Source organism: Nocardia sp. JMUB6875, from assembly GCF_041154655.1.
GTDB lineage: Bacteria > Actinomycetota > Actinomycetes > Mycobacteriales > Mycobacteriaceae > Nocardia.
Window position 1 is genome coordinate 29141 of sequence record NZ_BAAFGR010000003.1, and the last position, 13412, is coordinate 42552.

Sequence of the window (13412 nt, forward strand, 5' to 3'; positions counted from 1 at the left end):
TAGTTCGTGGTCAACACTTTCGTCGAAACACTGTTCGCTCAGGTCGAAGCTCGGCCCGCCGAGTTGGTGTACCGGTTCCTGGACAGTGGTGACGTCGACGGCGTTGTCCGCGAAGTCTCGTATGCCGAGCTGGGATTGCGGGTGCGGGCGATCGGCGCCGCACTGCGGGAGTCGGCGCCCCGGCGGGATTCGGCGCCGCGGGCACTGCTGCTCTATCCGGCGGGCCGGGAATTCGCCGAGGCGTTCCTGGGGTGTCTGGCGGCCGGTGTGGTCGCGGTGCCCGCGCCACTTCCCGAGTGGGACAACCGTTCCCTGCGCAGGCTGCGGCGCATGGTGACCCATGCCGAGGTCGACGTCGTGCTGGCGCCGCAGAAGGTCGTCGCGGACGCGACGGCATTGCACGGCGAGATTCCCGAGCTGGCGGCGGTGCCGTGGCTGGCCACCGATCTGATCGCCGACGATGAGGCAATGCGCTGGCGGGAGCCGGATCTCGGGCCGTCATCGGTCGCGTTCATCCAGTACACCTCCGGGTCCACCAGTGCGCCGCGCGGCGTTCTGCTCACCCACGAGAACCTGCTGCACAATCAGGCCGCGCTGGCCGACGGGCTCGGGCACGACCGCGCGATCGCCGACTCGTGGGACGGCGCGCTGTTCGCCAGCTGGCTGCCCATGTACCACGACATGGGACTCATCGCGCCGCTCCTGCACACCATTTACATGGGCGCGAATTCGGTGCTGATGTCGCCGCTGCATTTTCTGCAGCGGCCCGAGCGCTGGCTGAAGGCGATCTCCACGTATCGCGCCCACACCAGCGGCGGACCGAACTTCGCCTACGAACTGTGCGCGCGCAAGATCACGCCCGAGCAGCTCGAGGGGGTGGATCTGGCCCGGTGGCGGGTGGCGTTCAACGGCTCGGAGCCGGTACGGGCCGCGACCATGCGGCGGTTCAGCGAGGCGTTCGCCGGGGTCGGGTTCCGCGCGAAATCCCATCAGCCGGTGTACGGGCTGGCCGAGGCCACATTGATCGTGACCGCTTCGTCCACGACCGAGGCGCCGACGGTTCGCGAGATCGCGGGGATCGAGAGTCGCCGGGAGTGGGTCGGTGTCGGGCGGCCGGTCGAGGGGATGTCGATCGCGATCGTCGACCCCGAACACCGTACCGAGCGCGCGGACGGGGTAGAAGGAGAGATCTGGGTCAGCGGAAAGAGTGTGTCCGCCGGGTACTTTCGCGACGCGCATGCCACCGAGGACGTGTTCGGGGCGACGCTGCCCGGTGACGATCGGCGCTACCTTCGTACCGGTGACCTCGGAATTCGTTCCGGCGGAGAGCTGTTCGTCACCGGCCGGAGCAAGGATCTGCTGATCATCGACGGGCGCAACCACTATCCACAGGACATCGAAGCGTCCGTCGAGACCGCGCATCCAGGCATTCGGCCGGGCTGCGTCGCGGCATTCTCCGTCGAGCTCGCGGCGGGGGAGCGACCGGTCGTGGTGGCCGAGGTCCGGACCGAGGAGCCCGGCGAACTGGCCGCGATCGAAGACGCTGTGCGCGGGGCGGTTTCGGCGGAGTTCGGGCTCACGCTCGAGACGGTGCTGTTGATCCGGCCGGGGACGATCTTCAAGACCAGTAGCGGGAAGATCCAGCGGTCGGCGTGCCGGGCGGCCTATCTGTCCGGCGAATTGCTCGCGCTCACAGCCGGTCCGCTGCGCTCGCCCGAGGACGAGCTGTACGACTACGAACCGGAAGCGCCGAGCGCGGAGGTCGAGGCCGCCGAGGCGGGGCCGTCCGCGGAGGCGATCCGATCCTGGCTGGTGCTGGAGGTCGCCAAGCAGGCGGCGCTGGATCCCGAGCGCATCGATGTGCATCGGCCGCTGGTCGAATTCGGTTTGGGCTCAAACGATCTGGTGGAGCTCGTGATCGAGCTGTCGGACTTCGTCGGGAGCTTCGTCGACACCAATATGTTCTTCGACCATCCCACGATCGACGGCGTGGCCACGGCGCTCGCGCCCGCCGCGCCGATCGAGCCGGGGATCGAGGCCGCGGCTGCCGGGACAGACGAGGGTGCGGATGCCCGCGAGGACGACGCGGACGATGACGCGATCGCGATTCTGTCGATGGCCTGCCGATTCCCCGGCGGGGCGGATTCCCCCGAGGCGCTGTGGCGACTGCTCGACGGCCATGGCGACGCACTCGGCGAGCTGCCCGCGGGCCGCTGGGATATCGAGGGCCTGTACGACCCCGACACCACCGCGACCGGCAAGGCGTACACCTTCCGCGGCGGCTATGTCGACGGCATCGACCGCTTCGACGCAGCCTTCTTCGGAATCGGCCCGCGCGAAGCCGCGGTCATGGATCCGCAGCAGCGCATCATGCTGCAATTGGCGTGGGAGGCGATCGAGCGCTCCGGCCGCGATCCGCGCACCCTGCACGGCAGTTCGACCGGCGTATACCTCGGCGTGTACAGCACCGGCTACCTGGCCGATCCCGCGCCCGAACAGCTCAATGGTCAAGTCGGAACCGGGATTTCGCCGAGTGTCGCCTCCGGGCGGATCTCCTACACGCTGGGATTGCACGGTCCTGCGGTCACCATGGACACCGCCTGCTCCTCATCGATCGTCGCCATGCATTCGGCGATGCAGGCCCTGCGGGCGGGCGAATGTGATCTCGCCCTGGCGGGCGGCGCCACGTTGCTGATGTCGCCGATCGCGCACATCGAGCTGTGCAAACTGGGTGTCCTGTCACCGACCGGTAGGTGTGCGCCGTTCTCCGCCGATGCGGACGGCACGGTGTGGGCCGAGGGCGCCGGGCTGGTGCTGCTGAAACGGCTCGGTGACGCGCGCCGGGACGGGGATCGGGTACTCGCGGTCATTCGCGGTTCCGCCGTCAATCAGGACGGCCGCAGCCAGGGGCTCAGCGCACCGAATGGCGCTGCGCAGGAACAGGTACTGCGTTCGGCGCTGCGGGTCTCGGGCCTGGCGCCGCACGATATCGACTATGTCGAGGCGCATGGCACCGGTACCGCGCTAGGGGATCCGATCGAGGCGCGGGCGCTGGCGCGGGTATTCGGACCCGGTCGCGATCCCGCACGTCCGCTCGGCATCGGATCGCTGAAATCCAATGTGGGACATACGCAGGCCGCTGCGGGCGTGGGCAGTGTCATCAAACTCGTTCTCGCACTGCAGCACGAGCGCATCCCCGCCACCCTGAACGCGAGTGTGCCTTCGGCGCACGTCGATTGGGAGCGCAGCGGGGTGGCCGTCGCGGCCGAGACGCTGCCGTGGCGGCGCGGAGATCGGCCGCGCCGGGCCGGGGTGAGCGCCTTCGGGCTCAGCGGTACCAACGCGCACCTGATCCTCGAGGAAGCGACGCCCGAACCCGTGGCAGCGCCCGAGATCTCGGGCGGTGACCGGAGTGGGGTTGTGCTGCTGCCGATTTCGGCGCGAAGCCAGGCCTCGTTGCGGGGTCAGGCCGAGCGGCTGCTCGATCTGGTGGCCGCCGAACCGGGACTGACGCCGGGACCGGTGGCACGCGCGCTGGTAGTGCAGCGCACAAAGTTCGAGCGTCGTGCCGTCGTGGTGGCGTCCGATCGGGACGAGATGGTCGGCGGGCTCCGTGCGCTGGTGGATGGCGAGTCGTCGGCGAATGTCATCGTCGGCGCGGGCGCGGTGCTCACCAATGCGAAGACGGCGTTCGTCTTCCCCGGACAGGGTGCGCAATGGGCCGGGATGGCGCGTGACATGCTCACCAGCTCCGAGGAGTTCCGCGCCGAATTCGAGCAGTGCGACAAGGCATTCGGCGCATTGCTCGGCTGGTCCCTGGTGGACCGGCTGAACGAACTGACCGTGGCCGAACTGTGGGAATCGCCCATCGTGCAGCCGCTGCTGTTTGCGGCCATGGCGGGGCTCGCGGCGGTGTGGCGCGCGGCGGGCGTGACCCCGGACGCGGTGGTCGGCCACTCGCAGGGCGAGGTCGCCGCCGCCTACTGTGCCGGTGTGCTCGAATTGGGTGACGCCGCACGGATTGTCGTCGCGCGCAGCCGCCTCATGCACGCTGTTCCCGAACCGAGTGCGATGGCGCTGGTCGGCCTGCCCGAGGCGGAGACCCGGGCTCGGCTGGCGGAGTTCGGCGGCCGGGTAACGGTCTCGGCCGTCAACGTCCGACGGTCGACGATGGTGAGCGGTGAACAAGCCGCGGTGGAGGCGCTGCTGGCCGAGCTCGGCCGGGAGGGGATCCACACCAGGCTCCGTGCCTCGGGCACCGGCTTCGGCGGGCACAGCCGGCTGATCGAGGCCATCCGCGAACCGCTGTTGGCCGAACTGGGCGACGTCACCGCGAATGCGCCTGCCACACAGTGGTATTCGACGGTCACGGGCGAACTCGTGTCGGGCGAGCCGATCGAACCCGAGTACTGGTATCGGAACGCGCGCCAAACCGTGTTGTTCATGCCCACCATCGAGCGCATGATCGCCGACGGCTTCCGGTATTTCGTCGAACTGGGCGTGGATCCCGCGCTGACGGCGGCGGTGCAGTCGGTGTCGGAGGGTCTCGACCGCGAGGTGGTGGCGGTGGGTTCCCTGGTACGCGACCAGGACGGACCGACCAGCCTGGCCAGGGCGCAGGCCGCCCTCTACGTCGCGGGCCACGACCTCGACTGGACCGGTTCGGTTCCCGAATACGGCCGGGTCGATCTGCCCACGTACGCCTTCGACGAGCGGCGATTCTGGACCGAGCGCAGCAACCGCGATACCGCGGCGCTCGGGCTCGAAGAGGTTTCTCACCCGGTACTGGGTGCCATTGTGCCGCAACCGGATTCGAACGGCGTCATCCTGACCGGGCGGCTCTCGCGGCGACTGCAGCCCTGGGTCGCCGATCACGCGGGACCGAACGCGGTGCTGCTGCCGGGCGCGGCCCTGGTCGAGATGGCGATCCGGGCCGGTGACGAGCTGGACAGCCCGGTCGTGCGTGAACTGGTGCTGCGCGCCCCGTTGCTGGTTCCCGAGCGTGGCGCGGTACGGATCCAGACCGTCGTCGGCGGCAGCGAAGAGCGTCGGACAGTGCGCATCTATGCCCGGGACGAGAACGACCCCGACGCCGGGTGGACGTTGCATGCCGATGGCAGCCTGGTCGACGAATCCGAAATCGCTCCACCGCAGGTGAATTCATCGGTCTGGCCTCCTGCGGACGCGGAACGGGTCGATGTCGAGGCCCTTTACGGCGAGCTGTTCGCGCGCGGTCACGAGTACGGCCCGCAGTTCCGCGCGCTGCGGTCGGCTTGGCGGCGGGACGACGAGATCTTCGCCGAGGTCGAACTCGCCGACGCCGCGCATGCCGACGCCGCGCGGTTCGGCATCCATCCGGCCCTGCTCGACGCCGCCCTGCACGCCACCGCCCTGTTCGCCGAGGACGGCGCGCATGCCCTGCTGCCGTTCGTGTGGACCGATGTCGCGCTGTGGGCCTCGGGCGCAACGGCTTTGCGCGTCCGGCTGACCCGATCCGGCGCGAACGCCATCACCATGTCCGCCACTGACCGCGGCGGACGCCCCGTGGTGTCGGCGGGCTCGGTGCTGCTGCGCCCGGTTCCCGCCGCACAGTGGGATGCCGCGTCGGTCGCCTCCGCGCACCGCCGCCTGTTCCGTATGGAGTGGACGGAGCTCACACTGCCGACGCCGGAGCGGGCACGCACGGTCTGCGAGTGGAAATCCGCCGCGGCCGGGGACGCCGACGCGATCGTGCTGTCCGTGCCCGAGGGTGAATCACCCGAGCAGGTGCACCAGACCGCACAATACGTCCTGGCCTCGCTGCAAACGATCCTCGGCGACAGCCGATTCGAACGGACGACCGTGGTCGTCCGGACCCGCGGCGCCGTGGCCGTCACCGATGATGCGGTGCCGGATCCGGCGGGCGCGGTCGCCTGGGGGCTGGTGCGCTCGGCTCAGTCGGAACAGCCCGGCCGTATCGTCCTGATCGACACGGCCGGTGGGGAGCCGGATATCGCCGCACTCCTCGCAACCGGCGAGGCTCAACTGGCGGTGCGAGAGGGTGCGGTGTTCCGGCCGCGGTTGGCCCGACTGCCGGAGTCGATGGGACGTGCGGTGGAGGGCCGGGTGGTGCCCGGGGAGGGTGCCGTACTCGTCACCGGAGCGCCGGGCCGGCTCGGATCAGCCTTGTCGCGTCATCTGGTGGACGCGTACGGCGTTCGAGATCTCGTGCTGGTGAGCCGCCGTGGCATCGACGGCCCGGGCGGGCGTGCGCTGCGCGACGATCTGGAAAACCGCGGGGCGCGAGTGCGATTCGCCGCTTGCGACCTCACCGATCGCTCGGCACTGGCGGAGTTGCTCGACGGGCTGCCATTGGCCGGTGTGGTCCACGCGGCGTGCGTACTCGATGACGGTGTGCTCGCCTCGCTGACACCCGAGCGGCTCGACCGGGTGCTGCGCCCGAAAGTCGATGCGGCACAACACCTGCACGAGCTGACGGCGGATCGGGACCTGTCGATGTTCGTGCTGTTCTCCGCGGCGGGCGGGCTTTTCGGCACCCCCGGGCAGGCGAACTACGCGGCCGCCAATGCGTACCTCGATGTGCTGGCGCTGCGCCGCCGGGCGCTCGGGCTGCCCGCCCAGTCGCTGGCATGGGGTGCGTGGGAGGTCGATATGCACGACCACTACGCCCAGGCCGACATTCGGCGGATCGAGCGCGCGGGTGTGCGTGTGTTCTCGGTGCCGCAGGGCATGGCGTGTTTCGATGCCGCGCTGCGGGTCGACGATCCATTGCTGGTGCCGCTGCTGCTCGACACCGAGGTGCTACGGCGCTCTCCCTCCGTCCCGCCGCTGCTGCGCGGGCTGGTCCGCAGGGCGTCGCGCCGAGCCGTCGCCGACCACTCGAGCGCCGATGTGGCCGCGGATTCGCGCTTCGCCGAACAACTTCGGTCGCTCCCTCGCCCGGAGGCCACGGCGCTCGCGGTATCCGCGATCGCCGAGTGGACCGGGCAGGTGCTCGGCCATTCCGGATCCGAGACGGTGTCGGCGCAGGAGACCTTCCAGAGTCTGGGCCTGGACTCGCTGATGGCGATCGAGCTGCGCAACAAGGTGCGCGAGCACACCGGGATCTCGGTTTCCCTCGGCGTTATCCTGGCCGAGCAGAACCTCACCGATCTCGCCGACCATCTCGTCTCAGAAGTACTGCAGCAGGGTGATTCTCGCGCCGACGAGGACGAGTCCGCCGAGGTGCCCGAGGTCGAGGTGCTACCGGTGACGCGGGACATGATGCGCCTGCTGCGCACCGAGCAGCTCGGCATTCCCAGCGCCGCGCAGACCGGCGGCGTCGCCGTGCGACTGCCCGCGCGCATCACCCAAGCCCAGCTGTCGGAGGCGTTGACGCGACTGGCCCGCCGACATGCCGCGCTGCGCACCACCATCCGTCCCGGCGAGCACGGGAGACAGTTAGAAATCCACAGGGAACCCGGCGAACTCGCGTCCTGGCGGCAACTCGATCATCTCGATGACGCCGTCGTGCAGGAATGCTTCCGGGAACTGATGGCCCGGCCGTTCGACCTGGAGACCGGGCCGCTCTGGCGCTTCGAAATGCTCGACGCCGAATCCGCCGATCCGGTACTGCTTTTCGGCGCGCATCACAGCATGAGCGACGTGCAGTCGATGCTGCTGGTGGCCGGTGAGCTCGCCGCGGAGTTGACCGGTGCGCCGCTCGGCGACTCGGTGACCAACCGCGATATGCATCAGCTGCTCGCCGCCCAGCCCAGCGGGCGCGACCGTAGCGATGCCGCGACCGGCCAGTGGCGCGAAGCCTTCGCCGGTGCGCGCCGACTCGAGCTGACGCTCGCGAATCCGCGCCCGGCGCAGCGCAGTTACGGTGCGGGCGCGATCGCGCTCGAACTGCCCGGCGGGCTGCACGACCGGGTCGCGGACCGAGCACGCGAGCTCGGGCTCACGCCCGCGGCGATCTTCCTCGGCGCGCTGACCGTGGTGCTGGCCCGGCGGCAACAGGTCGACCGGTTCGCGCTGGCGGTGCCGGTGGACACCCGCATGCATGCCGACGCCACCGATGCCGTCGGGTATTTCGGTGTGCCCGTGCCGTTCCCGGCGTCGGTGTCGGCCGATGAACCGGTCGTCGACGTGCTGCGGCGTACCGGTGAGCGGCTGCGGACCCTGCTCGTGCCCGGCGCGGGTTTCGCGGAGGTGCTCACCGCATTGGCCGCGGAGGGCCTGCATCGCGACAACGCCCCGCTCGTCGAGGTGTACTTCAACTATCTGCGCGCCAACTCCGCGGTCGCCGCGACCGAGGTGGTGCCGGTCAGCACCGGCTACTCCGATCTCGACCTGATGGTGGCGGTGCTGCCGGATACCGGGCAGGTGTGGTTCACCTACAACAGCGACATCATCGACGCGGACACCTGCGCCGAGTTCGGCGCGCAGTATCTGGCGATGGTCGAGACGGCGATCACCGATCCGGGCGCTCCTGCCCGGCCTGAATCTGCGGCGCGGCCGGCGGTTTCCGGCACTCGTGTGGCGCTCGGGGCGACCTTCGCGCTGGGCAGGCTGCCCGAGCTGGTGGTGGCGGCGTCGGCGCAGGCTCCGGATGCTCCCGGCGCCGCGATCAGTGTCGCGGAGGCGCCCTATCACCAGGTGCTGGCGGGTCTGCGTGACCCCGCGGGCGTCTTCGCACAGCCTTCGACCGCGCTCGGCATCGTATTGCTGCGGGCGACCGATCTCGAACGGTTCGGCACGATCTCCGACGATCTGCTCACCGAACTCGCCGCCGAGTACCCGGCCGCCGTGCGCGAATTGGCCGAACGCACGCGCAAGCCGGTTGTCGTCGGCATACTCCCGTCGATGCGGACCGAGGAACGATTGCTCGCCTGGGAGCGGCTGGTCGCCGAACGGCTGCGGGACGTCGCGGGCGTGGCGGTGCTGGAGCCGGGTGAGTGGACACGGAACCATCCGGTGGACAACCCGTTCGACGAACGCACCGAGGTGCTGGCGCACGTGCCCTTCTCGCCCGAGTTCCAGGCGGCCGTGGCGCTCACCCTCGTCGCGACCATCGATGCCGTGCGCGAACCCGCGCCGAAGGTGATCGCCGTGGACGGGGACGGCACCCTGTGGAGCGGTACGGCGGGCGAGAGCGGCCCCGACGCAGTGGTTTTCGATGCGCCGCGGCTGGCGCTGGCCCGGCGGCTGGTCCAGTGGCGCGCGGCGGGGACGCTGCTGGTGCTGGTTACCAACAATGACGCCGATATCGTCGAGGCCATCCTGGAGCGCCCCGAAAGCCCCTTGCGCCGTGATGATTTCGCGGCCGTCTCCGCGGTCTGGGGCGGTAAGCCCGAGCGGCTGGAGGAGATCGCGCGGATGCTGCGGCTGGGACTCGACAGCTTCTGCTTCCTCGACGACAACCCGGTCGAAGTGGCGCGCATGCGCGCGCAGCTGCCCGAGGTGCTGTCGGTGACGTGCCCGCCCGCCGAGGAACTGGAGTCATTCCTGACGCGACTGTGGCCGATGACGCCGATCGCCACGACCGCGGAGGATCGGCTGCGCGCCGACTTCTACCGGCAGGAGAACGAACGTGACACCATCCGTGCCGCAACGGAATTCGCGGAATTCCTGGAGCGACTGGAACTGGAGGTCGATATCGAGCCGCTGACCGACGCCACCCTCGAGCGCGCCCGCCAACTCGTCCGCCGAACCAACCAGTTCACCCTCGGCGCCGTGACCGTCGAGGATCTCGACCGGTGGCGCGCGGAGGGCGAGGTGTGGACCGCGACCGCACGCGACCGGTTCGGCGACTACGGACTGATCTCGATTCTGGCCCTGCGCAAGGACGGGGACGACCTGTGGGTCGACGGCTGGCAACTCAGCTGCCGAGCCCTCGGCCGCGGCGTCGAGGAACGCCTGCTCGACCGGGTAGCCGAGCGCGCCGACACCCTCGGCTGCACAACGGTGCGTATGACGGTCGAGCACACCGCCCGCAACGAACCCGCCCGGCGACTGGCCGCACGCCTGCCGGGCCGAACCGTCGAGGGGCAACGGCTGGATGTGTCGGTGTCCCCGGACCGGTTGCGGGAGTTCCGATCCTGGGAGTCGCGAGTCGAGCGGGCCGGGGAGGAACGATGACAGATTCGGACGAGCGCATCTCCGTACGGAACTCGGGCCTGGACCGCCGTGCACGCGGCGAGAGCCTCGAACGTGGCAGCGCCGCAATGGATATCACCGCCCTGCTCGCACGCACCGGGTCCGCGCCCGCTGCCGGGGCTACCCCCGCACCGCGTACGGACACACGGCAGTGGGACGCCGATACGTTGAGCGCGGCGATCACCGCGGTCGCGAATCGGTTCGCCCTGACGCCGATGGATGCCGACACCGACTTCTTCGACGCGGGCGGCACCTCCGTAGCAGCGGTGGAATTGCTTGCGGCACTGAGTCGTGAGCTGGGCATCGATCCCGATCTCGATACGGTGTTCTTCGATGCGCGGCCGCGCAGGCTGGCGCACCACTGGCTGGCCGACCACCCCGAAGCCCTGACGGACTCCGATGATCTCGCCCAATTGTTCGCCGATCTCGCGGGCGCCGATCGGCTTCCGCTGGTGGGGCCGCCGGAGCGGGTCGCGCCGCGGTGCGTTCTGTTGACCGGGGCCACCGGGTTCCTCGGTAGCCACCTGCTGTTGGATTTATTGCGGCACAGCGAAGCCCAGGTGGTGTGTCTGGTTCGGGCTGACGATGACAAGGCTGCGGCCGAACGGCTGCGGCAGGCGCTGCGGGGATATTCGCTGCCCGCTTCGCGTGAGGTGATGCGGCGGGTGACGCCGTTGGCGGGGGATCTGCGGTCGGCTCGGCTGGGATTGTCCGAGCAGCGGTGGGAGCGGCTGGCCGACGAGGTCGACTCGATTGTCAATGCCGGTGCGGCGGTCGACTTTCTGCGCGGGTATCCCTCGTTGCGGCGGACGAATGTGCTGGGGCTGTTGACGCTTGCGGAGCTCGCGTGTGCCGGTCGACCCAAGCCACTGCATCATGTCTCGTCGCTGGCGGTATTCAACGGGACCGAAGCCGAAACGCTCGGGGAGGATGAACCGACCTCCAATGTCGCCGCCTTGCCGATCGGGTACGACCGGTCGAAGTGGGCGGCGGAGGCATTGCTCGAGCGGGCGGCGCGGCATGGGCTCGTGGCGACCGTGCTGCGTCCGGGCGGGATCGGTGGTCATCCGGAGACGGGGGCGCACAATCCGCGCGATCTCAATGCCGGAATCTCCGCGGCGCTCATGCGATTTCGCACCGTGCCGGGATTCCGGTACTTGAACTCGGCGCCTGTGGACTGGGTCAGCCGGGTGACGGCAGAGATCGTTGCCACGCCGAGCGCCTGGGGGCGTACGTATCACCTCACCGGTGCGCCGACCTCGCTCGAGCAGCTGATGGCCGAGACCACGCTGGGTGGTCTGGGTGTGCGGGTGCTGCATTGGGAGCAGTGGTGTGAGGACGTGGTGCGGGCGATCCGGGACGAACCGGTGCCGGAGCTGGAATCGCTCGCGCAGGTATTGCAGAGCCCGGCGGCTCGGCGGCAGCTCGCGGCCATGGTGACCGCGCCGCCCTCGACAGCCACGCGGACCGAGGCATTCGTGGCGGCCCAGGGTTTGCCTGCCCCGGCGTCGGGGGCAGCGGCACGCGGGAAGATGCTCGAGACCGTCGCCGGGCCGCCTTCGGAGGACGAGCCCTACCTGCGGTTCAACGAAACGCTCGCAGGGACCATCGGAGCGATCGGCGAGAACGCTGAAATACCCTGTGAATTGCGGCTTTCCCTGTCGGTCGCGAGCAGTGCCCAGGTGTTCAGCGCGCGCACACTCGCGGTCAGCGGTGAGTTGCGATGCGCCGTGCTGCACGATCAGCCGCTCACCGTCGAGGGGTCGGCGACCATCCGGCCGCACGACGGCACTCCGCTGCGTCACGAGATGCGGCACCCGATCATGCATTACCAACTGACACTGCGTGATTCATCGGGTGGCGACTGGTGGTTCGAAGGCTACAAGTTCGCCGCCGCCAGCCGTCGTCTGGTGCGTCAGCTCGGAACGCAGGTGATCGAGATCGGGCGCTCCGGCGAGCCCGCGATCTACACCGGCGAGGTGACGGTGCCGATGCACACCTACCTCCCCGATCAGATCGACGGTATCGAGATCGATCCGCGGCTACCCGAGCGGCAGCAGCGGCTGGCGAAGCTGTTGTGGCTCAGCTGGTTCGGAGGTCAGCTCGGCAAGAGTCTCATGGAGCCGGTCCTGCGGGTCGGCACCGATCTGCTGGATCTGCGCCGGGCCATGCGTAAGGAGCAGCGCCGATGACGGGCCTTCGAGCCACCGAAACCCTTGCCGGAGAATCGATCTCCTTCCGCACGGCCGACGGCGTCGACCTGCGGCTGCGGCGCGTCGGCCCGCCCGACGCGCCCGCGGTGCTGCTGGTGCACGGGCACGGGGTGTCCTCGGAGATGTTCGCGCTGCCCGAGATTCGCAATATCACCGACGTGCTGGCCGATGCGGGCTATCAATCCTGGCTGCTGGACTGGCGTGGCAGTTGCGCGCTGCCCTACAACGAATCCGGCCGCCCGTACACCTTCGACGATGTCGCCCTCTACGACCTGCCCGCCGCGGTCGCGCAGGTCAAGGAGCGGATCGGGGATCGGCCGCTGTTCGTGGTGGCGCACTGCATCGGCGCGCTGTCGCTGTCGCTGAGCCTGACCGCCGGGCTGCTCCCGGGATTGGCGGGCGTGGTCGCGCAGGGTGTATTCCTGACGCCGAAGGTCCGCACCTCCGCGCGCATGCGCGTGCTGGTGGGCAGTGAACTGCTCGGATCGCGCATCACCCACCTCGAATCCGACTTCCGCAAGGTCGGGCTGTGGTCGCGGCGCACCCTGCTCTACGCGGCGCTGTCGCGCAAGGGCGACTGCCCCGACCCGACGTGCCGGCTGGTCCAGTACGGCTGGGGTATGGGCGCCAAGCTGTTCGAGCACGACCACCTCGACGCGCGCACGCACGACCGGCTGGCGCAACTGTTCGGCGCGGTGCCGCTGTCGGTGCTGCCGCATCTGCGGCAGATGGAGCTGGCGCATGCCGTGGTCCGGTGGAATGTCGACGACGACCGCTATCGGGCGCTGCCGGAGAACGCGCTCACCGCGGCCGATCGGATCGATTGCCCGGTACTGCTGTTGTCCGGCAGTCGAAACGAGGCGTGGGTCGACTCCAACAAGCTGTGTTACGAGGTGCTGTCGGCGCGCAATCCCGGCGTCGATGTGCGCTACACCGAAATACCGTCCTACGGCCACCTCGACACGTTCATCGGCCGCGGTGCGGCCCTGGACGTATTCGGGTACATCGTCGACTTCCTCGACGAGATCACGGCCGGGCCGGTCGACTGACGAGATCACG

Annotated in this window: 3 protein-coding genes; all 3 read left to right on the forward strand. The window is 69.4% G+C overall.

The window, feature by feature from the left end:
- Nucleotides 1-6: 6 nt before the first annotated feature.
- From ACAM49_RS01375 to ACAM49_RS01385, 3 genes are read left to right on the forward strand one after another with little or no spacing between them, the layout of a single operon-like run.
- A complete protein-coding gene (locus ACAM49_RS01375) occupies nucleotides 7-10122 on the forward strand; it encodes an HAD-IIIC family phosphatase (protein WP_369633602.1) in 10116 nt (3371 codons plus the stop codon).
- On the forward strand, nucleotides 10119-12332 hold the full coding sequence (locus tag ACAM49_RS01380; protein ID WP_369633603.1) for a thioester reductase domain-containing protein: 2214 nt from the start codon (nucleotides 10119-10121) through the stop codon (nucleotides 12330-12332). Before ACAM49_RS01375 ends, ACAM49_RS01380 begins: the two co-directional genes overlap by 4 nt.
- The gene (locus ACAM49_RS01385; RefSeq protein WP_369633604.1) at nucleotides 12329-13402 is read left to right on the forward strand and encodes an alpha/beta hydrolase; all 1074 of its coding nucleotides are present in this window, start codon (nucleotides 12329-12331) and stop codon (nucleotides 13400-13402) included. The genes ACAM49_RS01380 and ACAM49_RS01385 overlap by 4 nt, the downstream gene beginning before the upstream one ends.
- The last annotated feature ends 10 nt before the right edge of the window (nucleotides 13403-13412 follow it).

Bases quoted from the DNA above. Each gene is read 5' to 3' on its own strand.
- ACAM49_RS01380 (WP_369633603.1), top strand. From the start codon at position 10,119: ATGACAGATTCGGACGAGCGCATCTCCGTACGGAACTCGGGCCTGGAC.
- ACAM49_RS01385 (WP_369633604.1), top strand. From the start codon at position 12,329: ATGACGGGCCTTCGAGCCACCGAAACCCTTGCCGGAGAATCGATCTCC.